The organism is Sphingomonas sp. (assembly GCF_035910975.1).
GTDB lineage: Bacteria > Pseudomonadota > Alphaproteobacteria > Sphingomonadales > Sphingomonadaceae > Sphingomonas.
This window is the reverse complement of the sequence record NZ_JAMHWM010000029.1, coordinates 702,447-723,700: the sequence shown is the minus strand read 5'-3', so window position 1 is coordinate 723,700 and position 21,254 is coordinate 702,447. Positions and strand designations below refer to the sequence as shown.

The 21,254-nt window shown below is 66.5% G+C and carries 17 protein-coding genes; 12 read left to right on the top strand and 5 right to left on the bottom strand.

Annotated elements, in window-relative coordinates; all coding sequences use genetic code 11:
* Window positions 1–62 precede the first annotated feature (62 nt).
* Entirely contained in the window at window positions 63–530 is a 468-nt protein-coding gene (locus VYI76_RS09915) for an Hsp20 family protein (protein ID WP_326524590.1), read from the bottom strand.
* 257 nt (window positions 531–787) lie between these two features.
* Between VYI76_RS09915 and VYI76_RS09910 the strand changes: the two genes are divergently transcribed.
* The 10 genes from VYI76_RS09910 to rutA all read left to right on the top strand — a co-directional run bounded on the left by VYI76_RS09910 (window position 788) and on the right by rutA (window position 14,638).
* A complete protein-coding gene (locus tag VYI76_RS09910) occupies window positions 788–3,238 on the top strand; it encodes a TonB-dependent receptor (protein WP_326524589.1) in 2,451 nt (816 codons plus the stop codon).
* Window positions 3,239–3,757: 519 nt separating this feature from the next.
* Window positions 3,758–5,008: a lipoprotein-releasing ABC transporter permease subunit gene (locus VYI76_RS09905; protein ID WP_326524588.1), complete on the top strand. Its 1,251-nt coding sequence runs from the start codon at window positions 3,758–3,760 to the stop codon at window positions 5,006–5,008.
* Window positions 5,001–5,675: an ABC transporter ATP-binding protein gene (locus VYI76_RS09900; protein ID WP_326524587.1), complete on the top strand. Its 675-nt coding sequence runs from the start codon at window positions 5,001–5,003 to the stop codon at window positions 5,673–5,675. Before VYI76_RS09905 ends, VYI76_RS09900 begins: the two co-directional genes overlap by 8 nt.
* Window positions 5,672–6,151 (top strand): glutathione peroxidase, encoded by a 480-nt coding sequence (locus tag VYI76_RS09895; protein WP_326524586.1) that lies wholly within the window; start codon window positions 5,672–5,674, stop codon window positions 6,149–6,151. The genes VYI76_RS09900 and VYI76_RS09895 overlap by 4 nt, the downstream gene beginning before the upstream one ends.
* Before the next feature lie 103 nt (window positions 6,152–6,254).
* On the top strand, window positions 6,255–9,746 hold the full coding sequence (gene dnaE, locus VYI76_RS09890; protein ID WP_326524585.1) for a DNA polymerase III subunit alpha: 3,492 nt from the start codon (window positions 6,255–6,257) through the stop codon (window positions 9,744–9,746).
* Between the two features lie 74 nt (window positions 9,747–9,820).
* Window positions 9,821–11,404: a long-chain fatty acid--CoA ligase gene (locus VYI76_RS09885; RefSeq protein WP_326524584.1), complete on the top strand. Its 1,584-nt coding sequence runs from the start codon at window positions 9,821–9,823 to the stop codon at window positions 11,402–11,404.
* An 89-nt stretch (window positions 11,405–11,493) separates the two neighbouring features.
* Window positions 11,494–12,210, top strand: coding sequence for a pyrimidine utilization protein B (gene rutB, locus VYI76_RS09880; RefSeq protein ID WP_326524583.1), 717 nt, complete (start codon window positions 11,494–11,496; stop codon window positions 12,208–12,210).
* Between the two features lie 189 nt (window positions 12,211–12,399).
* The gene (gene rutC, locus VYI76_RS09875) at window positions 12,400–12,780 is read left to right on the top strand and encodes a pyrimidine utilization protein C (RefSeq protein ID WP_326524582.1); all 381 of its coding nucleotides are present in this window, start codon (window positions 12,400–12,402) and stop codon (window positions 12,778–12,780) included.
* On the top strand, window positions 12,780–13,565 hold the full coding sequence (gene rutD, locus VYI76_RS09870; RefSeq protein ID WP_326524581.1) for a pyrimidine utilization protein D: 786 nt from the start codon (window positions 12,780–12,782) through the stop codon (window positions 13,563–13,565). Before rutC ends, rutD begins: the two co-directional genes overlap by 1 nt.
* 14 nt (window positions 13,566–13,579) lie before the next feature.
* Window positions 13,580–14,638: a pyrimidine utilization protein A gene (rutA, locus tag VYI76_RS09865; RefSeq protein WP_326524580.1), complete on the top strand. Its 1,059-nt coding sequence runs from the start codon at window positions 13,580–13,582 to the stop codon at window positions 14,636–14,638.
* 241 nt (window positions 14,639–14,879) lie between these two features.
* On the opposite strand, the gene VYI76_RS09860 is transcribed toward rutA, so the two are convergent.
* Window positions 14,880–15,959, bottom strand: a complete 1,080-nt coding sequence (locus VYI76_RS09860) for a PA0069 family radical SAM protein (RefSeq protein ID WP_326524579.1) — start codon at window positions 15,957–15,959, stop codon at window positions 14,880–14,882.
* Window positions 15,960–16,008: 49 nt separating this feature from the next.
* Between VYI76_RS09860 and VYI76_RS09855 the strand changes: the two genes are divergently transcribed.
* The gene (locus tag VYI76_RS09855) at window positions 16,009–16,359 is read left to right on the top strand and encodes a GFA family protein (protein WP_326524578.1); all 351 of its coding nucleotides are present in this window, start codon (window positions 16,009–16,011) and stop codon (window positions 16,357–16,359) included.
* Between the two features lie 120 nt (window positions 16,360–16,479).
* Here VYI76_RS09855 and moaB read toward each other — a convergent pair whose 3' ends face one another.
* Genes moaB through VYI76_RS09840 form a run of 3 tightly spaced genes read right to left on the bottom strand, consistent with a single transcriptional unit; the run spans window position 16,480 to window position 19,476 of the window.
* On the bottom strand, window positions 16,480–17,007 hold the full coding sequence (gene moaB, locus VYI76_RS09850) for a molybdenum cofactor biosynthesis protein B (protein ID WP_326524577.1): 528 nt from the start codon (window positions 17,005–17,007) through the stop codon (window positions 16,480–16,482).
* Window positions 16,997–18,751, bottom strand: a complete 1,755-nt coding sequence (locus VYI76_RS09845; protein WP_326524576.1) for a lytic transglycosylase domain-containing protein — start codon at window positions 18,749–18,751, stop codon at window positions 16,997–16,999. The genes moaB and VYI76_RS09845 overlap by 11 nt, the downstream gene beginning before the upstream one ends.
* Before the next feature lie 26 nt (window positions 18,752–18,777).
* Window positions 18,778–19,476, bottom strand: coding sequence for a uracil-DNA glycosylase family protein (locus VYI76_RS09840; protein ID WP_326524575.1), 699 nt, complete (start codon window positions 19,474–19,476; stop codon window positions 18,778–18,780).
* A gap of 105 nt (window positions 19,477–19,581) precedes the next feature.
* Between VYI76_RS09840 and VYI76_RS09835 the strand changes: the two genes are divergently transcribed.
* Window positions 19,582–21,243, top strand: a complete 1,662-nt coding sequence (locus VYI76_RS09835) for an electron transfer flavoprotein-ubiquinone oxidoreductase (RefSeq protein ID WP_326524574.1) — start codon at window positions 19,582–19,584, stop codon at window positions 21,241–21,243.
* Window positions 21,244–21,254: the final 11 nt, after the last annotated feature.

The following is a 21,254-nucleotide window of genomic DNA, read 5'->3' as shown; positions in this document are numbered from 1 at the left end:
TCGGACCGGGCGCCCGTGCCGCGGCGCCTGAGGGAGCAAGGCGCCGCCAGCTCGCTCAGCCGTCAGGCGGCTCTTGCCTCGATCGCGGCCGATTTGGTGACGCTTTCTCCGCTGCCGATCGCGACCTTCTTGGGCTTCATCGCCTCGGGCACCTCGCGCACCAGATTGATGATCAGCAACCCGTCCTTCAGGTCCGCATCGGCGACGCGGATGAAGTCGGCGAGTTCGAAGCGGCGCTCGAAGCTGCGGTTGGCGATGCCAAGGTGGAGCATCTGCGCGGCATTGTCCTGAGTGTCGGCCTTCTTGCCGGCGACGACCAGCAGGTTTTGCTGCGCCGTGATGTCGAGTTCGTCACCTCGAAAGCCCGCGACCGCCAGCGTGATGCGGTAGCGATCCTCGGCGACGCGCTCGAGATTGAAAGGGGGGTAGTTCTCGCTCGGCTGGGCGCGGTTGCCCGCCTCGAGCAGGTCGAACAGCCGGTCGAAGCCGATCGTCGAACGGCGGTAGGGGGTGAAATCGATCTGACGCATGGTTCCAAAGCCTCCGAATTTGAGCGTTCTGACACGTCGATCCGGCGCCCGCTTCTGCGCGGCGTCGGGGTCGTGCGCGGGCCGAGAGGCCCCGCGCAGCGTTGATTTCGGAAGCCCCCTGAGCGGTTTCAAGGGGGGTCAACCTGTTGAAATCAGGATCGTGAAACCGCGGCTTCGGTCGAGCAAAGGCAAACTTCGACCACAATGCCTATTTCATCGATAGGAATAGTCGAGAAATGAACTGAAGGGGTCTTCGAATGTCTCTCGCTCTGCCGCTCGCCATATTTCTCCAGACAACCACCGGGATTACTCCAGCGGCGGTCCAGGGCGCGGTGACAGTTGTGCCGCCACAGACCGCTCCCGGATCGTCGCAACGCGACCCGGACGACGTTCAGCGCACTTCGGTTGCGGCCGACATCGTCGTCACCGCGCGACGGCGCGAGGAAAGCGCGCAGAGTGTGCCGATCCCGATCTCGGTCGTGGGGGTGAAGGAGATCGATTCAACCGGCAGCTTCAACGTCGGCCGGCTCCAGCAAATCCAGCCGACGCTGCAATTCTATTCGACCAACCCACGCAACTCCTCGGTCAACATCCGCGGCCTCGGCGCGCCGCTGGGGCTGACCAACGACGGCATCGATCAGGGCGTCGGCGTCTATATCGACCAGGTCTATCTCAGCCGTGTCGCGGCGGCGACGCTCGATTTCCTCGATATCCAGCAGATCGAAACGCTGCGCGGGCCGCAGGGCACGCTCTACGGCAAGAACACCGTCGCCGGCGCGATCAACATCACCAGCAAGGCGCCCAGCTTCACCTTCGGCGGCCGGGCGGAGTTGAGCGTCGGCAACCTGGAATTCAAACAGGCAAAGGCATCGGTTTCGGGTCCGCTGGGCGAGACCGTCGCGCTGCGCCTCGGCCTCGCCGCGACCAGCCGTCGCGGGACGATCTTCAACGTGGCGAGCGGCACCCATGTCAACGAGCAGGACAATATCGGCGTGCGGGGTGCGTTGCTGTGGCGCGCGAGCGACACGCTCGATCTGACGCTCAGTGCGGACTACAACCGCCAGAACCCGGAATGCTGCGCGCAGATCTACGTCAAGCTCGGCAGCACCCAGCGCCCGCTGAACCGCCAGTTCGACGCGCTCGCCGCGGCGCAGGGCTATGTGCCGGTCAGCCGCAACCCCTTCGATCGGCTGACCGACGTGGATGCCGAACTGAGCGCGAAGAACGTGCTGGGCGGGGTATCTCTGCGCGGCGAACTCGATGCCGGATCGGGCACGCTCACCTCGGTCACCGCATGGCGTTTCTGGGACTGGCTGCCCGCAAACGACCGCGATTTCACCGGCCTGCCGATCACCACCCTGTCGCAGAATCCGACGCGGCAGGACCAGTTCACCCAGGAATTCCGCTATGCCGGCGACGGCAAGGGCTTCGACTATGTGCTCGGCGCCTTCGCCTTCTACCAGAACATCCACACCACCGGCACCCAGCGCCAGGGCCCGGCGGCGAGCCGCTGGCTCATCAATCCATCCAACGCGCTGTCGAACGATCCCACCGTGCTCGACGGGCTGACCGCCAACAACGATATCCGGCTGAAGAATTTCAGCGGGGCGCTGTTCGCCAAGCTCAACTGGAAACTGTCCGACGCGGTCACGCTGTCGCCGGGCTTTCGCGCCAACTATGACGACAAGGTCGGCAGCTATGTCAGCATTGTGCGCGATGCCCAGGGCAATCTGGTGCCCTATTCGGGCGGCACGGCGCGACAGGCGGCGCAGCGCGACGCGATCCAGCCGCAGGCGTTCACCGACGAGGCGTATCGCGCCTGGAACGTGTCGTATGATGTCACCGCGTCGTACAAGCCCTCGGCCGACGTGTTGCTCTACGCCACCTATGCGCACAGCTTCAAATCGGGGGGGCTGAACCTGAACGGCGTGCCGGTGGTAGCCGGCGTCGTCCAGACCCAGCTTGCCCAGGTGGCACCTGAAAAGGTCGATCATTTCGAACTGGGCGTGAAATCGCAGGCGTGGGACCGTCGGATTACGCTGAACGTCACCGGCTTCTGGACCGAGATCAGCGACTATCAGGCGATCGTCAACAACAGCTCGACCTCCACCCTGCGCGGCTATCTCGCCAACGCCGGCAAGGTGCGGGTGCGCGGGGTCGAGGCGGATTTCTCGGTGCGTCCGTCGGAGCGGTTCAATGCCTATGTCAACGGCGCCTTCAACGACGCGAAGTACCTTGATTTCAGGAACGCGCCGTGCCCGCCCGAACTGTCCGGCGGCGGCAGCGGTACGCCGATCGGGGCGCCGGGCGCGCCGGGCACCAACAGCCCCGCCGTCTGCGACATATCCGGCCAGTGGCTGCCGGGCGTGTCGCGCTGGGCGCTGTCCTATGGTTTCGAGGCGAATGCGCCGGCCGATCTGCTCGGACAATCCGGTGAGCTCTATCTGGGGTTCGACGCCAACAGCCGGGCGAAATTCTCGTCCAATGCCTCGCGGTCTATCTACACCGACATCGACGGCTACACCCTCGCAAACCTGCGCGCGGGCTTCCGTAGTGACGACGGGTTCAGCCTGTTCGGGTGGGTGCGCAACGTCTTCGACCGGAAATATTACGAGGTGCTGGCGACGACACCGGGCAACACCGGCCTGATTGCGGGCAATGTCGGCGATCCGCGGACGTACGGCGTGACTCTGGCTAAGAGCTTCTAGTCACAAGCGAAGGTGAATGCCGGTGCGCGAGGGCGCGGCGCCCAGGCCGGCCGGCGGGGCCAGCCGGTCCCGGCCGACGGCGGCTTTGCCGTCGTCGTGGGGTTTGATGTGCGATGTCAGCGCCGGCGGCGAAGCCGCCGTCGTCGGTCGGGCGCCTGGTTCGGCGCCCGCCGGCCGGTTTGGTGGCCGCGCTTCGCGCGACGCGCGCAACATGCGCGCTGCCACCAAACGCAAACGCCCGGGCTGTTGCCAGCCCGGGCGTCCTGCGTGACGAAAATGAATTCGTCAGCCCCCTAATCTTCCGCTTCGTGCCCGCACATCCGCCCTTCTTTGGCGAACGGGGCCTCGAAGCCTCCCTGAACCACGGCCTTTTACCTGCGCTTCAGTAAGCGGGGGGTTAGGCCTGGCCGCGGGGCTTGTCATCCGCGAACCGGGGGTTGCCGGGCGATTGTGCGACGCCTGTGGGAATCGTGCAACAGCGCGCTTGCCGGAGGCGGGGAGCGTCCTTAGTGCAGGCACATGTTGCTCTCGCGCTACGAGCGGATGATCGCCCGCCGTTATCTCCTTCCGGGCCGCAGCGAGGCGTTCATCGCGCTGGTCGCGGGCATCAGCCTGGCCGCGGTGATGCTGGGCGTCGCCGCGCTCGTCGTGGTGATGAGCGTGATGAACGGCTTCCGCGCCGAACTGTTCGACAAGATCGTGGGCCTCAACGGACATGCCGTCGTCCAGGGCTATGGCGGCCAGTTGCGCGACTGGCGCCAGATCGCCGACGCGGCGAAGAAGACGCCGGGCGTCACATCCGCGTTGCCGCTCATCGAAAAGCCGCTGATGGCGGGGTTCGAGGGGCGCAATGCGGCCGTCTTCGTCCGGGGCATGCGGGTGCAGGATATCCGCACCAACCCCACGCTCGCCGGCAATGTGCTGCTCGGCTCGCTCGACAGCCTGACGCCGGGCAGCAACCGCGTCGCCATCGGGTCGCGGCTCGGAGAGGTGCTCGGTGCGACGATCGGCAGCGAGATCCAGCTCATCAGCCTGGAGGGACAGACGACCCCCTTCGGCCTGGTCCCGCGCGTCGTCAGCTATACGGTGGGCGCGATCTTCGAGGTCGGCGTCTATGATTACGACAAGGCCTATGTCGTGATGCCGATGGAGGACGCGCAGACCCTGCTGCTGATGGGCGATTCGGTGGGGATGATCGAGATCGACACCGTCGACGCCGATCGTGTCGGCCAGATACTCGCGCCGCTCGGTCCCGTCGTCGGGCGCAGCGGCCAGATCACGCTGTGGCAACAGATGAACGCGCAGCTCTTTGACGCGCTGTCGGTCGATCGCCTGGTGACCTTCACCGTGCTGTCGATCCTCATCATGGTATCGACCTTCAACATCCTGTCGTCGCTCATAATGCTGGTACGGGCCAAGACGCGCGACATCGCGATCATGCGGACGATGGGGGCGACGCGCGGCGCGCTGGTCCGCATCTTCATGACGGTCGGCACGTCGATCGGCGCGGTGGGGATCGGCGCGGGGCTGGTGCTGGGGTTCGTGCTGCTCCATTTCCGCCAGAGCGTCGTCAGCTTCCTGGGCTTCGTGACAGGGCGCGAGATATGGGATCCGTCGATGCGTTTCCTGACGGAATTGCCGGCCAAGACCGATCCGGCGGAAATCGTCGGCATCGCCGCGATGGCGTTCCTGTTCTGCTTCCTCGCCACGCTCTATCCGGCGTACAAGGCGGCGAACACCGATCCGGTGCAGGTGCTGCGTTATGACTGAGGCGGTACTCCAGACCACCGGCCTGCGCCGCAGCTTCGAACAGGGCGGGGTGACGATCGAGGTGCTTCGCGGCATCGACCTGACGGTCGGGCGCGGCGAGATCGTCGCGCTGCTCGGCCCGTCGGGTTCGGGCAAGTCGACGCTGCTTCAGGCGGTCGGCCTGCTCGAAGGCGGCTTCGAAGGTTCGATCCGCATCCTCGGCACCGAGGCGGCCCAGCTTCCCGCCGGCGGCCGCACCGAAATGCGCCGCGACCGGCTGGGCTTCGTCTACCAGTTCCACCACCTGCTGCCCGATTTCTCCGCGCTGGAGAATGTCGTGCTGCCGCAAATGATCCACGGCGCGACGCGCGCCGCGGCCGATGCGCGGGCGGAGGCGCTGCTGACCACGCTGGGCCTGGGCCGGCGCCTGACGCACCGCCCCAGCCAGCTGTCGGGCGGCGAGCAGCAGCGCGTCGCGGTCGCCCGCGCGCTCGCCAACCGACCGGCGCTGGTGCTGGCCGACGAGCCGACCGGCAACCTCGACGAGACCACCGCCGACATCGTCTTCGCCGAATTCCTCCGGCTGGTCCGCGATCAAGGCTCCGCCGCGCTGGTGGCGACGCACAACGAACGGCTGGCGGCGAAGATGGACCGCGTGGTGCGGCTGCATGAGGGAGTGCTGGAATGACCGAAATCACCGCGATTCCCGTTACCGCCGCCAATGGCACGGAGGCCGACCTGTCGTCCTATGCCGGCGAGGTACTGCTGATCGTCAACACCGCGTCGAAATGCGGTTTCACCCCGCAATATGAGGGGCTGGAGGCACTGCATCGCCAATATGGCGAGCGCGGTTTCGAGGTGCTGGGGTTTCCCTGCAACCAGTTCGGTGCGCAGGAACCGGGAGACGCGGCGGAAATCGCGAATTTCTGTTCGCTGACCTATGACGTGACGTTTCCGGTCTTTGCCAAGGTGGACGTCAACGGCGAGGCCGCAGCGCCGCTGTTCAAACATCTGAAGAAGGCCGCGCCGGGGCTGCTCGGTTCCGAATCGATCAAGTGGAACTTCACCAAGTTCCTGGTCGATCGCGCCGGGAAGGTCGTGAGCCGCTACGCCCCGACGACCAAGCCCGCGGAGATCGAGAAGGATATCGAACGGCTGCTCTGACAGCCTTCGCCGGCGCGCCGGCGGGGGTGCCTGAGGCATCATCTGTGGATAACCGGCCCGGTCGCCCTTCCAGAATCGACCCGCAACGCCTACCCCATGCCGCATGCCGCACACCGGTTTCGTCCCCCTTCGCGTCTTCTCGTCATACACGATGCTCGAAGGGGCGATCGAGCCCAAGGCGATCGCCAAGCGCGCGAAGGAATTGGGCTTTCCCGCCGTCGCGCTGACCGATCGCAACGGGCTCTACGCGGCGATGGCGTTCGGCGACGCCTGTCGCGATGCCGGCGTCCAGCCGATCGTCGGCACGCTGCTGGCGGTCAAGCGGCCGGTGCCCGAGGGTGTCGAGGCGCCGATCGACTGGCTGGCGCTCTATGCGCAGGACCAGGCGGGCTATGACAATCTCTGCGCACTCGTCAGCCTGGCGCACCTCGGCCGCCCGGTCGAAGAGGACGCGCACGTCACGCTCGAGGGGCTGGAGGGGCATACCGACGGGCTGATCGCGCTGACGGCGGGCGGGGAGGGGGCGCTTGCCCGGCTGCTCGCCGACGATCAGCACGACGCGGCCAATGCCTACGCCGCACGGCTGGAGGCGCTGTTCCCGGAGCGCCTCTATATCGAGATCGTCCGCCGGCTCGATGCGGTGGAGGGGCGCGCCGAGCCCGCGCTGCTCGACCTGGCCTATGCCCGCGACTTGCCGCTGGTCGCCAGCAACCCCTGCTGCTTCGCGGAGAGCGCGTTTCATGAGGCGCATGACGCGATGCTGTGCATCGCCAGTTCCAGCTACGTCACCAGCGACGATCGCCGCCGCTCATCGCCCGATGCGTGGATGAAACCGGCGACGGCGATGCGGGAGATGTTCGCCGACCTGCCGGAAGCGATTGCCAATACGCTGGTCGTCGCGCAACGCTGCGCCGTCGCGGCGCCGAAGCGCAAGCCGATCCTGCCGACGCTGGCCGGCGACCTGGAGGGGGAGGCGGCGAAGCTGCGCGCCGATGCGCATGCCGGTCTGACGATGCGGCTGGAGAAGGCGGGGATCGCCGATGACGCGGCGGTCCGGAATTATCGCGAACGCCTCGATTTCGAGCTCGACGTCATCATCGGCATGGGGTTCCCCGGCTATTTCCTGATCGTCGCCGATTTCATCAAATGGGCGAAGGACCATGACATTCCGGTCGGTCCGGGACGTGGCTCGGGCGCCGGTTCTGTCGTCGCCTGGGCGCTGACGATCACCGATCTCGACCCGATCAAGCTGGGGCTGCTGTTCGAACGCTTTCTCAATCCCGAACGCGTGTCGATGCCCGACTTCGACATCGATTTCTGCGAAACCCGGCGGGGCGAGGTGATCCGCTACGTCCAGGAACGCTACGGCCATGACAAGGTCGCGCAGATCATCACCTTCGGAAAGCTGAAGGCGCGCGCGGTGGTGAAGGACACCGGCCGCGTGCTCCAGATGAGCTATGGTCAGGTCAACCGCCTCGCCGGCCTGATCCCCAACCATCCGACCGATCCGTGGACGCTGGAACGCGCGCTGAACGGCGTCGCGGAACTCGCGGCGGAATACAAGAACCACAGCGACGTCCGCCACCTGCTCGATCTGGCGCAGAAGCTGGAGGGGCTGCCGCGCCATTCCTCCACCCATGCGGCCGGCGTGGTGATCGGCGATCGGCCGCTGGCGCAGCTCGTCCCGCTATACCGCGATCCGCGTTCCGACATGCCGGTGACGCAGTTCGACATGAAATATGTCGAGGGCGCGGGGCTGGTGAAGTTCGACTTCCTCGGCCTCAAGACGCTGTCGGTGCTCAAGAAGGCGGTCGAGCTGCTGGCGAAGCGCGGAATCGCGGTCGATCTCGACACGCTCGAATGGGACGATCCCGGCGTCTACGACCTGCTCCAGCGCGGCGATACGGTGGGGGTGTTCCAGCTCGAATCGGACGGGATGCGCCGCACGCTCAGCGCCGTGCGCCCGTCGAACTTCGGCGACATCATCGCGCTGGTCTCGCTCTACCGGCCGGGTCCGATGGACAATATCCCCAGCTTCGGCGCGCGCAAGAACGGGCGGGAGGCGGTCGCCTACCCGCACCCGCTGCTGGAGCCGATCCTGGCGGAAACCTACGGCATCTTCGTCTATCAGGAACAGGTGATGCAGGCGGCGCAGGTGTTGGCCGGCTATTCGCTGGGCGGCGCCGACCTGCTGCGCCGCGCGATGGGCAAGAAGATTCAGGCGGAAATGGACGCGCAGCGTGCGACTTTCGTCGAGGGCTGCGCGGCGCACAACCAGATCCCGGAAAGCTACGCCAACCAGCTGTTCGATTTGATCGACAAGTTCGCTGGCTATGGCTTCAACAAGTCGCACGCGGCCGCCTATGCCCTGCTCGCCTATCAGACGGCGTGGCTGAAGGCGCATTACCGCGAGGAATTCTTCGCCGCGTCGATGTGCTTCGACATCCACCAGACCGACAAGCTGGCGATCTTCACCGACGACATGAAGCGGGCGGGCATCGCGATACTGCCGCCCGACCTCAACGCCAGCGAGGCCGAATTTTCCGTCGAGCCGCAGGGTGACGACGAGGGGTATGCCGTCCGCTATGCGCTGGGCGCGCTCAAGGGCGTCGGCGAGCGTGCGATGGAACAACTGGTCGAGGAACGGGTCGCCAACGGCCCCTTCGAGTCGCTCGATGATCTCGCCCGGCGCGTTGATCCCCGCCTGCTCAACAAAAGACAGGTCGAGACGCTGGCGGCGGCGGGCGCTTTCGATTCGATCGATCCCAACCGGACCGGGGTCCATGCCGCGGCCGAGATGCTGCTCGCGGTCGCCGCCAGCACCCACGCCAACCGGGCCAGCGGGCAGGGCGGGCTGTTCGGCGAGGCCGAGCCGGGCCGCGTCACGATCGAGCTGCCGAAGAATGCGCGATGGTCGCTGGCCGAGGCGATCGAGGCGGAAAAGGAGGCGTTCGGGTTCTTCTTCTCCGCGCATCCGCTCGATCGCTACGCCCATCTCGCGCGCGGGCAGGGCGCGCGGCCGATCGCCGCGCTGGGCGAGGTGCCGGTGGCGGAGGGCGGGCGTTCCGGCGCCAAGATCGCCGCGCTGATCGAGGATGCGCGCTGGCGCACCTCCGCGCGCGGCAACCGCTATCTGATGATGACGCTCAGCGACCAGTCAGGGCAGGTGCCGGCTACCTGTTTCGACGAGGATGTCGCGAAAAACCTGGAGGATGAGTCCCGCGCCGGCGGGTGCGGCCTGCTGACCGTGGAACTCGATCGCCGTGCCGGCGAGGATAGCGCGCGGGTGACCGTCCGCCGCATCCTGCCGCTTGAGGAAATGGCGAGCGCGGCGCGAATGACGCTGCGTTGCGCGATCGCGGTGCCGCAGGTGCTGGAGGCGCTCGCCCGGCTGCTGGAGCCGGTGCGCGGCGGGCGGGGCAGCGTCGAGATACGTGCCGCGCTTCCCGAAGGCGGGGCGGCGCTGGTCGTTTTGGGCGCCGATTTCCGTATCGATCCGGAACTCGCGGACGCGGTCGGGCGCCTGCCCGGCGTCGAGGAGGTCGCGCTGGACGCGGACGACGGCGGCGAACGGGCCTCGCGGCTCGCCGGATAGCCCGCCGCGCTTGCCAAGCTGGCGCCTTTTCCGCACCTTGTCGGCCAACGACAGGCGACGAGAAGGAGAGACGGATGCTGGGCACGATGCAGGACATGGAACTGCGCGTTCCGCGCCTGATCGACCATGCCGCGCGTGAACATGGCATGCGCGAGATCGTCACCCGCTGGTTCGACGGGCGGGTCACGCGCAGCGACTGGGCCGGCATCCACCGCGATGCCCGCCGGCTGGCGCAGGCACTCGAGCGGCTGGGCGTGAAACCCGGCGATCGCGTCGGCACACTGGCGATGAACCACCAGCATCACCTGACGAGCTGGTACGGCACGATCGGCATGGGTGGCGTGCTGCACACGATCAACCCGCGGCTGTTCGACGATCAGCTCGCCTATATCGCCAACCATGCGGAGGATCAGGTTCTCCTTTACGACAAGATGTTCGCGCCGATCGTCGAACGGATGAAGCCGCAGTGGACGACGATCCGCCACTATGTCTGCTTCGACGATGGCGAGTTCGACGCGCTGCTCGATGCCGAGGACGGCGATTACGCCTGGGTCGAGGGGCCGGAGCGCGAGCCCTGCCTGCTCTGCTATACCAGCGGCACGACGGGCGATCCCAAGGGCGTGCTCTATACCCACCGTTCGACGATGATCCACGCGCTGGCGGAAATGCAGCCGGCGGTGTTCGATCTCGACAGTCGCGGCGTCGCGCTGCCGGTGGTGCCGATGTTCCACGCGGTCGGCTGGGGTCTGCCGTTCGCGGGGGCGGCGGCGGGCGTCAAGTTCGTGTTCTCCGCGATCAACGAGGCCAAGGTGCTGTGCCACCTGATGAACAGCGAGAAGGTGACGCATTCGGCCGGCGTGCCGACCGTCTGGCTCGCGATGTTCCAGCATATGGACGAAAGCGGCGAGGAACCCCGGCACCTGAAGGTCGTCACCATCGGCGGATCGGCCGCGCCGCGCGCGATGATCGAGCGGATTATGAAGATGGGCGTCCGCGTCAATCACGCCTGGGGCATGACGGAAACATCCCCGATCGGCACGATGGGCGCCCCCAGCCCCGACTGGGATGATCTTACGTTCGATCAGAAGGTTGATACCACCGTGCGCCAGGGCCGCGTGCCGTTCGGGGTCGAACTGCGCATCGTCGATGACGAGGATGTCGTGCTGCCGCGCGATGGCGTCGCGTCGGGCCGGCTTCAGATTCGCGGGCCGTGGATTATCCGCCGATATTTCAGGGCGGAAGAGGATTGCGTAACCGCCGAGGGCTGGTTCGATACCGGCGACGTCGCCGCGCTGCACCCCGACGGAACGATGCAGATCACCGATCGCGCGAAGGACGTCATCAAGTCCGGCGGCGAATGGATCAGTTCGGTCGAACTGGAAAATGCCGCCGTCGGCTGTCCGGGCGTGGCGGAAGCCGCGGCGATCGGCGTCTATCATCCCAAATGGGACGAGCGCCCGATCCTGCTGGTGGTGCGCAAGCCCGGCAGCAGCGTGACGCCGGAGGAGATCACCGCGCATCTGGTGAAGCATGTCGCCAAATGGTGGCTGCCGGACGAAATCCATTTCGTCGACGACCTGCCGCACACCGCGACCGGCAAGCTGCTCAAGACGGCGATCCGCAAGCAGTACAAGGACTTCAAGCTGGCGGCGGCTTGACCTTGCTTCGCGAATGACGGGTGGCAGCGCGCCTTGCCTTCCGGTCGCCCAGGAGGCAGCATGCGTCGCTGCAACCGTACGGGAGGCGCATGGATACGATCGCGACCGGAACCGCAGGCGACGCGGGCGTCACCTTGCCCGCCCGGCCCGAGGCGCTGCGCCTCAAGCCGGAGGAGACGGCGGTCGTCGTCATCGACATGCAGAACGCCTATGCGTCGCCCGGTGGATACGTCGATCTGGCGGGCTTCGACATTTCCGGCGCGGCGGGTACGATCGGCAAGATCGCGCAGGTGCTCGACACCGCCCGCGCGGCGGGCGTGCAGGTGGTCTATCTCCAGAACGGCTGGGATGCCGATTATGCGGAGGCTGGTGGCCCCGGATCGCCCAACTGGCACAAGTCCAACGCGCTCAAGACGATGCGTCGCCGCCCCGAACTCGCCGGGCAACTGCTCGCGCGCGGGGGGTGGGACTATGACCTTGTCGATGCGCTGAAGCCACGGCCCGGCGACATCAGCCTGCACAAGACGCGCTATTCGGCGTTCTTCAATTCGCAGCTCGACAGCACCCTGCGCGCGCGTGGCATCCGCAACATCGTGTTCGTCGGCATCGCCACGAACGTGTGCGTCGAAAGCACGTTGCGCGACGGCTTCCACCTCGAATATTTCGGCGTGATGCTGGAGGATGCGACCCATCACCTCGGCCCGCCCGCCATGCAGGACGCGACCGTCTACAATGTCGAGAAGTTCTTTGGCTGGGTGTCCACCGTCGCCGATTTCTGCGGCAGCTTCGGACAGGTGCCGGCATGAGCATTGGCCAGCTTGTCACCGTCGCGTTCGGTCTTCTCATTATCGTGGCCGTGGTTTGGAACCTGCGTCCAACTCGTGTTCACGGTGAAGGCGAAGATACCTGGACCGCTAGCACCGGGGGGATGGACGGCCTCAGTGGACCAAATAGCGACTAGCGTGACGCCGATTTCGGCAAGCAGGAGTGCAACAGTGCCATTCGAACCTATCAATCCTCCGCAGTTCCCGACCCCGATCGCGCCCTATTCGGCCGGTGCGAGGGCGGGCAACACCGTCTATGTCTCGGGCGTGCTGGCGCTGGGCGAGGGCGGGGCGGTGCTCCATGTCGGCGATGCGGCGGCGCAGACGCGCCACGTGCTGGAGGTCATAAAGACCACGCTGGAAGCGGCCGGCGCGACGATGGCCGATGTCGCGATGAACCACATCTTCCTGAAGAATCTGGACGATTATGCCGCGTTCAACCAGGTCTATGCCGAGTATTTTTCCGGCGCCAAGCCCGCGCGCTATTGCATCAAATGCGATCTGGTGAAGCCCGATTGCCTGGTCGAGATCGCTTCGGTGGCGCACCTCTGATGCCGGTCGCGGGGGGCATCCATTATGAATGGCACGGTGACGAGGGCGCGCCGCCGCTGATCCTGTCGTCGGGGTTGGGCGGGCTGGCGAGTTACTGGGAGCCCAATTTGCTCGCGCTGGCCGACGATTACCGCGTGCTGGTGTATGATCATCGCGGGACCGGCCAGTCGGAACGCAAGGTGCTTGGCGCGATGACGGTGGAGGCGATGGCGCAGGATGTCGCCGACCTGCTCGACGAACTCGCGCTCGACGAGCCGCCGGCGTTCGTCGGCCATGCGCTGGGCGGGCTGATCGGCCTCGCGCTCGCCATTGCCCAGCCGGGGCGGCTTCAGCGGCTGATGGTGGTCAACGGCTGGGCGAGCCTCGATCCGCATACCGCGCGCTGCTTCGACACGCGGCTGGCGCTGCTGCGCGACAGCGGGCCGCGCGCCTATCTCCATGCCCAACCTTTGTTCCTGTTTCCACCGGCGTATATCTCCCGCAACGATGCCGCATTGTTGCGGGCCGAAGTCGAGCAAATCGAGCATTTTCCGGGTCAGGAAACGGTCGAGCGGCGCATTCACGCGGTGCGCACTTTTGATCCGGGGCCCGGGCTCGGCGCGATCAATATCCCGGTGATGTGCCTCGCGGCCGACGACGACATGCTGGTGCCAGCGGCTGCTTCCGAACTGCTCGCCGACGCGATCCCCGGCGCGAAGCTCGCGTCGATGACGTGGGGCGGCCACGCCTGCAACGTCACCCGTCCCGACGATTTCAACGCCCGCGTCGCCGACTGGCTGCGCTGACAGGAGTTTACCCCATGCAGGTCGGCGTCTTCGTTCCCATCAACAACAACGGCTGGCTGATCTCGGAGAATGCGCCGCAGTACAAGCCGAGCTTCGACATGAACAAGGCGATCGCGCTGAAGGCCGAGGAGCACGGCCTCGATTTCCTGCTGTCGATGATAAAATTGCGCGGGTTCGGCGGAAAGACCGAATTCTGGGAATATGGCCTGGAAAGCTTCACGCTGATGGCCGGGCTCGCCGCCGTCACCGAACGGATCAAGATCTACGCGACCTGCCCGACCTTGGTCATCCCGCCGGCCTTTGCCGCGCGGATGTGCAACACGATCGATTCGATCAGCCACGGTCGCTTCGGGCTGAACCTCATCACCGGGTGGCAGAAGCCCGAATACAGCCAGATGGGGCTGTGGCCGGGCGACGAGCATTTCCGCAATCGCTATCGGATGCTCGACGAATATGCGCAGATCCTGCGCGAACTTTGGGAGACGGGGCGCAGCGACCTGAAGGGCGAGTATTACCAGATGGATGACTGTCTCGTCCGGCCGCAGCCGCAGGGCGACATGAAGATCATCTGCGCGGGATCGTCGGACGAGGGGTTGGCCTTCTCCGCCAAATGGGCGGACTATGCCTTCTGCCTGGGCAAGGGGGTCAACACGCCGACCGCCTTCGCCTTCAACAACGAACGGCTGGCGGTGGCTCTCGAAAAGACCGGGCGCGACGTCAGCGTGTTCGTGCTCGTCATGATTATCGCCGCCGAAACCGATGAGGAGGCGATGGCGAAGTGGCAGAGCTACAACGCCGGCGTCGATCTGGACGCGATCGCCTGGCTCGCCAATCAGGGCGCGGCCGACAAGCACAACGCGACCACCAACGTCCGCCAGCTCGCCGCGCCGGAAGGGGCGGTGAACATCAACATGGGCACTCTGGTCGGGTCGTATGAAAGCATCGCGCGGATGCTCGACGAGATGGCCGAAGTGCCCAACACCGGCGGCGTCCTGCTGACCTTCGACGATTTCCTGGAGGGCGTGGAGGCGTTCGGCACCCGCATCCAGCCGCTGATGGATAGCCGGCGGTAATCATGCCGCTTTCCGGCATGGAGTTTTGGGCGGGCATTGCGCTTCTCGGTGCGAGTCTCTGCGCGCTAATCTGGCTACGCTACCGACATCGACGATAGAGTGGCGAGCATCCAACTACCCCGTTCGCCCTGAGCTTGTCGAAGGGCTGTCCTTCTCTTCGTCCGGGAGAGAAGAAGGACAGTGCTTCGACAAGCTCAGCACGAACGGAAGAACTTATCGAGAAAAATCAACGTCGCTTATCTCACTCGAACAAATCCCCTTGAGGCCCTTTCGGCGGGCGGAACAAGTCCGTCCGCAGCACCCGTCTCTCTCCATTCAGCCCGTGCTTGCGGCAGGCGATATGGAAGCGGGTGCGCAGCAGGTCGGCCCACGGCCCTTGGCCGCGCATCCGGCTGAAGAATTCGGGATCGTTGCGGCGGCCCCCGCGCAGGCTTGCGATCGTCGCCATCACCTTGGCCTTGCGATCGGGGAAGTGCGTGTCGAGCCACGCCTCGAACAGTGGCGCGACCTCGTACGGCAGCCGTACCGGGATGAAGCCCGCCGCATAGGCCCCGGCTTCCGCCCCGCGCGCGATCAGATGCTCGATCTCGTGATCGGTGATCGCGGGGATAACCGGCGAAATCGAGATGTGCACCGGCACGCCAGCCTCGCTGAGCTTGCGGATAGCCGCCAACCGCCGTTCGGGATGCGGCGCGCGCGGCTCCACCGTCATCGCCACCTTCGGATCGAGCGACGTAACCGACACCATCACCGCCGCCAGCCCCTTCGCCGCCATCGGCGCGATCAGGTCCAGGTCGCGCACCACGCGGTCGGACTTGGTGGTGATGGTGATCGGATGGTCGAGTTCGGCCAGCACCTCGATGCATCCGCGGGTGATCCGCCAGTCGCCTTCGATCGGCTGGTACGGATCGGTGTTGGTGCCGAAAGCGATCGGGCGACAGACATAGCCGGGCTTTGCCAGTTCGGTGCGGAGCAGGGCGGGGGCGTCGGGCTTGGCGAACAGCTTCGTCTCGAAATCCAGCCCCGGCGAGAGGTCGTGAAAGGCATGCGTCGGCCGCGCGAAGCAGTAGATGCAGCCATGCTCGCAGCCGCGATAGGGATTGATCGAGCGATCGAACGGCACGTCGGGCGAGGTGTTGCGCGTGATGATCGTCCTGGGTTGCTCCACCGTCACCGTGGTGCGCAGCGGCGGCGGGGCGCCGTCGATATCGTCGCGCGTGTCGAGCCAGTCGCCGTCGGCCTCCGTCCGAGGCAGGTTGAAGCGCGTGCTTTCCTGGTTCAGCGTGGCGCCGCGCACGGCTCGAGGCTTGGCAAGGGGCATGGCCCTCGATACGACGTGGTTGAGAACAAAGCAAGAACGGAGAGTTGGTATGGCCTATTCGGGAAGCTGCCATTGCGGCGCGGTGACGTTCGAGGTGGAGGGCGACGCGCCGACCACAGCCATGAGCTGCAACTGCTCGCACTGCCGGCGCAAGGGATTCCTGCTCAGCTTCGTGCCGGCGGACACCTTTACGCTCGCGACGGGCGGGGAGGCGCTGACCGAATATCGCTTCAACCGGCACGTGCTGGCGCACCGGTTCTGCGCTACCTGCGGATGCCAGCCGTTCGCCAGCGGGACGGGACCGGACGGCAAGGATATGGTGGCGGTGAACCTGCGCTGCGTGCCGGATATCGCTCTCGACGTGCTGGACGTACAGAATGTCGACGGCGCGAGTTTCTGATTACGTCCCGTTCGCCCTGAGCTTGTCGACGGGCTGTCTTTCTTCGAGCCCTATAGCCGAAAGCACGAAGAAGAAGGCAGTGCTTCGACGGGTTCAGCACGAACGGATCGGGAAGACTCGCTATCGTTCCATCAGCCGCGGCATCAACTCCACGAAGTTGCACGGGCGGTGGCGGATATCGAGCTGGCTGGCCAGGATATCGTCCCATCCGTCCTTCACCGCGCCGGTCGATCCGGGCAGCGCGAAGATGTAGGTGCCGCGCGCTACGCAGGCGGTAGCGCGCGACTGGATCGTCGAGGTGCCGATCTTGGCAAAGCTGAGCCAGCGGAACAGTTCGCCGAAGCCGGGGATCATCTTGTCGGCGACGGCCTCTAGCGCCTCTGGCGTCACATCGCGGCCGGTCACGCCGGTGCCGCCCGTGGTGATGACGCAATCGACCATGGGGTCATCGATCCAGCCCGCCAGTTGCTGGATGATGGCATCGCCGTCGTCGCGGATCAGCGCGCGGTCGGCGAGCACATGGCCGGCGCCCTCGATCCGCGCGATCAGCGTATCGCCCGAGCGGTCCTCGCTCAGCGAGCGGCTGTCGGAAACGGTGAGCACCGCGATCCGCACCGGGCGGAACGCGACGCTGTCGTCAATTGGCACCCGACGTCGTGCCCCCGCCGCTGCGTGCGGAGACGCGCACCGCGCCCGCCCCAGTCATGCCGGGGAACTTGGGCCAGAGCCCCTGCGCCAGTGCGGCGCGGCTGGTCGAATTCTTGCCGGCCTGGCCTTCGTACATCCAGTAGTTGCGCAGCACCGTCATCACGTAACCGCGCGTTTCCCAGTACGGGATGCTCTCGATGTAGAGCAGCGGATCGCCGCCGTCGCGCGCCTGCGCGTTCCAGACGCTGACCGGCAGCGGGCCGGCGTTGTATGCCGCGATCACCTTGGGCAGCAGTCCGCCGGTGATGCCCATGTCGCGCAGCCGTTCGAGGTGGCGCTGGCCGACTTCCATATTGGTCGACGGACGGGTCAGCGCGGCACGATCGACGGTAACGCCGCGTTCGCGCGAGAAATCGGTCGCGGCGGCGGGCATGATCTGCATCAGACCGTAGGCGCCGGCGGGACTGACCACCGCCGCGCGGAAGCGCGATTCCTGGAGCGTGTGGGCAAACACCAGCGACTTGTCGACGCGCCAGCCGCCGTCGGGCGTCCAGTTGGGCGCCGGATAGCGTGTCGCCATCGTCGGCTGCGCGCCGGCAGGCCGGTTGTGCGACAGCCAGAGCTGCGTGGTCGGCAGGTTCATGCGGCCGGCAAGCCGGGTCAGCGCGTCATAATCGCCGGCGCCGATCTTCGCCTGCTGGCGGATCACCTCGTCGGCGAGGTCGGTCTCGCCGATCTCGACCAGGGCGGCGGCGACGCGGACGTTGGGGCGGCGCGACAGGTCACGCCAGTCGTCGGCGGTGGTCTTTTCGCCCGCAGCGGTCAGTGGTGCGGTGACGCCCAGCGCCTGCCGCGCGAGCTGGCCGTAGAAGCTTTCGGAGAACTGCGCGGCGCCCTGCAACCGCTGCTGGACCAGATCGGGGCGGCCGGCGGCCATGTCGGCGCGCGCGGCCCAGTAGAGGCCGGCGGCGCGCAGATCGGCATCGGCGGCGCGGCGGGCAACGCCGGCAAACGCGGCGGCGGCGCTCGGGAAATCCTTCAGGCGCCATGCGGACAGGCCGGCGACCCAATCGGCCTGGGCTGCCCATTCGCCGCTGCCACCCTGCGCCAGCGCCGACACGCGGCGCGCAGAGGCGTCATCGCCTGCGGCGTAGTAGATCCACGCCACCCGCTGGCGCCATTCGGTCAGCGCCTCGGGCGTCAGCTGCCCGGCGCGTGATTCCACCAGCGCCTCGGCTTCCGACCCGCGATCCTCCTTTATGAAGGGCTGCATCAGGTTGGTGAGCGCGGCGGCGGCGGCGTCGCTGCGCACGGTCGAGGCGCGGCGGCGGTTGGGGGCGCCGTCGAACCAGATCAGCTTCTGTTCCAACGGCAGTTCGGGCAGCGCTTCGGCGCCGCGCGTTTTTGCCAGCCGGGCGAGCTGCGCCGCGCGCGGCATCTCTGGCGCCTCGGCGATCAGCGCGACCAGCGGGGCCAATTCGACGCGGGGCGAGCCCTTGGCGGTGTAGAGTTCGGCGCGCGCGGCGGCATGGAGCGGCCCCGGCTTCATCGCGTCGAGCTGGATCTGCGCATCGCTCCAGCGCCCAGCGCGGATCGCGGCGAACACGGCGCGGTAGGCGGCGCGCTGATCGCCGTCGAGCTGGTCGGGGATGCCGTCGCCCTTCGGCGCGGCGGAGGCGGTCGGGAACTTCGCGTCGGCAGACGGCTCGCTGGCGTGCGCCACCGCCGGGATGGCTGTGGCCATCAGTGCGAGCATGAAAGCTGGGCGCATCAGCGCTGTCCCCTCATCAACAACTGCAGGTCGTCCCAGGCCAGCCGCTTCCGTTCGGGATGATCCAGAAGGTAGCGCGGATGCAGGCTCGCGACGGCCTCGACCGTGCCGTTTTCTAGGTTAATGGCGCGTAAATTTCTTGTGGGGGCAGGGGCATCCGTCCCGCCGAACGCACGGCTCAACGCTTGGCCGAGCAGCAGCAGGCGCCGCGGCCGGACGAGCGCGATGTGATGGGTGGTCAGTTCGGCGAGACGCGGCGTCATTTCCGGCGCGATCCTTCCCCCCAGCGGCCGCGCGGTTATGAAGGTCGTCAGATATACGCCGGCGCGGTCGGTCCCGATCGCCGCCATCATCCCGTCGAACAGGACGCCCGCCGCGCCGCCGATCAGACCATCACCCTCCGGATAATCGACCACGACCATGATCGCGGCGGCCGGGTCGCCTTCGGCGTAGATCGCCGCGGGGCCCTCGGGCGCAGCCGGGCCGGTGCGCCAGGCGACGAAAGCCTCGATCGTGTCGGGCAGGGCGGCGGGCGCGGCTTCCGTTACGGCCTGTGCGGCCAGGGGCGGCGGCGGGGGCGTTCGCGCCAGCCAGTCGCGCGGCGCGTCGTCGACCAGCACATCGACCCCGGCTTCGCGCCACCAGTCGAGCACGCTCACCGCGCCCGTCGCCCAGTCGATCTGTTGGTCGGCCCCCATGGTGACCGCTTGGACAACGCCTTGACGCAGCCGTCAATCTGCTGAAACCGGGATGCCGACAAAACGCCCCGCGAACGCGATGGGCGATCGAGGGAGATGCGACACATGGCCGACCGGGAGTCGATGCCTTACGACGTGGTGATCGTCGGCGCCGGGCCGGCGGGCCTGTCGGCGGCGATCCGCCTGAAGCAGCTGGCGGCGGAAAGCGGCGTCGAGCTTTCTGTCTGCGTGCTCGAAAAGGGTTCGGAGGTCGGCGCGCACATCCTGTCGGGCGCGGTGATCGATCCGCGCACGCTGGATGAATTCCTGCCGACGTGGCGCGACGACGGCTGTCCGCTGGCCGAGGTGCCGGTGAACGACAACCAGCATTGGGTGCTGACGAAGAAGGGGAAATTCGGCCTGCCGCATTTTCTTACCCCCGGCTTCATGCACAACAAGGGCACCTACACCGGCAGCCTGGGCAGCTTGTGCCGCTGGCTGGCGGGCAAGGCCGAGGAGCTGGGGGTGGAAATCTTCCCCGGCTTTGCCGCCGCCGAGGTGCTGTTCGACGAGAAGGGCCGGGTGAAGGGCGTCGCGACCGGCGACATGGGCGTCGCGCGCGACGGCACGCACAAGGCCGATTACCAGCCGGGCTTGGAACTCCACGCAAAATACACCTTGTTCGCCGAGGGCGTGCGCGGGCACCTGACCAAGGAGATGATCCGCACCTTCGAGCTGGCGAAGGATGTCGATCCCCAGATCTACGGCATCGGCGTCAAGGAGCTGTGGGACATCGCGCCTGACAAGCATGAGCCGGGCCGGGTCATCCACACCCAGGGCTGGCCGCTCAGCGAAACGTCGGGCTCGAACGGCGGCGGTTTCCTCTATCATCAGGCGAACGGGCAGGTCGCCTTGGGCTTCGTCACCTGGCTCAGCTACACCAACCCCTATCTCTCGCCGTTCCAGGAGATGCAGCGGTGGAAGACCCACCCCGCGATCGCCGAGATACTGGAGGGCGGCAAGCGGGTATCCTATGGCGCGCGGGCGATCAGCGACGGCGGGTTGCAGTCGATCCCGCAGCTGGTGTTCCCCGGCGGCGCGCTGATCGGCGACAGCGCCGGCTTCCTCAACGTGCCGCGGATCAAGGGTACGCACACCTCGATGAAATCGGGCACTATGGCGGCCGAGGCCGCCTTCGCTGCCGTGCAGGCTGGCCGCGAAAATGACGAGCTGGAAGCCTATCCCGCCGCGTTCGACGCGAGTTGGGTGAAGCAGGAACTGGGCGTCGTCCGCAACGTCGTGCCACTGGTCAAGAAATTCGGCGACACCGTGGGGTCAGGGCTGGCCGGCGTCACCATGTGGCTGGAGAACTGGGGACTGAAGGTGCCGTTCACGCTGCACCACAAGCCCGATAACGAGACGCTGTGGCGCAAGGATATGGTCCAGCCGATCGCCTATCCCAAGCCTGACGGCAAGCTGACCTTCGATCGCCTGTCGTCGGTGTTCCTGTCAAACACCAACCATGAGGAGGACCAGCCGGTCCACCTGACCCTGCGCGACCCGGACATCCCGATCGCCTATGATCTGCCGCTGTTCGACGAACCGGCGCAGCGTTATTGCCCGGCGGGCGTATACGAGGTGGTGGGCGAGGATATCGGCGAGCCGAAGTTCGTCATCAACGCCCAGAACTGCGTCCACTGCAAGACGTGCGACATCAAGGACCCAACCCAGAACATCAACTGGGTCGTCCCCGAAGGCGGCGGAGGGCCGAACTATCCCAATATGTAGACCGGTATCCC

Bases quoted from the DNA above. Each gene is read 5' to 3' on its own strand.
- dnaE (WP_326524585.1), top strand. From the start codon at position 6,255: ATGCCGCACACCGGTTTCGTCCCCCTTCGCGTCTTCTCGTCATACACG.
- VYI76_RS09910 (WP_326524589.1), top strand. From the start codon at position 788: ATGTCTCTCGCTCTGCCGCTCGCCATATTTCTCCAGACAACCACCGGG.
- VYI76_RS09860 (WP_326524579.1), bottom strand. From the start codon at position 15,959: ATGCCCCTTGCCAAGCCTCGAGCCGTGCGCGGCGCCACGCTGAACCAG.
- VYI76_RS09905 (WP_326524588.1), top strand. From the start codon at position 3,758: ATGTTGCTCTCGCGCTACGAGCGGATGATCGCCCGCCGTTATCTCCTT.
- rutD (WP_326524581.1), top strand. From the start codon at position 12,780: ATGCCGGTCGCGGGGGGCATCCATTATGAATGGCACGGTGACGAGGGC.
- VYI76_RS09845 (WP_326524576.1), bottom strand. From the start codon at position 18,751: ATGGCCACAGCCATCCCGGCGGTGGCGCACGCCAGCGAGCCGTCTGCC.
- rutA (WP_326524580.1), top strand. From the start codon at position 13,580: ATGCAGGTCGGCGTCTTCGTTCCCATCAACAACAACGGCTGGCTGATC.
- VYI76_RS09840 (WP_326524575.1), bottom strand. From the start codon at position 19,476: ATGGGGGCCGACCAACAGATCGACTGGGCGACGGGCGCGGTGAGCGTG.
- VYI76_RS09855 (WP_326524578.1), top strand. From the start codon at position 16,009: ATGGCCTATTCGGGAAGCTGCCATTGCGGCGCGGTGACGTTCGAGGTG.
- rutB (WP_326524583.1), top strand. From the start codon at position 11,494: ATGGATACGATCGCGACCGGAACCGCAGGCGACGCGGGCGTCACCTTG.
- VYI76_RS09895 (WP_326524586.1), top strand. From the start codon at position 5,672: ATGACCGAAATCACCGCGATTCCCGTTACCGCCGCCAATGGCACGGAG.
- VYI76_RS09900 (WP_326524587.1), top strand. From the start codon at position 5,001: ATGACTGAGGCGGTACTCCAGACCACCGGCCTGCGCCGCAGCTTCGAA.
- VYI76_RS09885 (WP_326524584.1), top strand. From the start codon at position 9,821: ATGCTGGGCACGATGCAGGACATGGAACTGCGCGTTCCGCGCCTGATC.
- VYI76_RS09835 (WP_326524574.1), top strand. From the start codon at position 19,582: ATGGCCGACCGGGAGTCGATGCCTTACGACGTGGTGATCGTCGGCGCC.
- VYI76_RS09915 (WP_326524590.1), bottom strand. From the start codon at position 530: ATGCGTCAGATCGATTTCACCCCCTACCGCCGTTCGACGATCGGCTTC.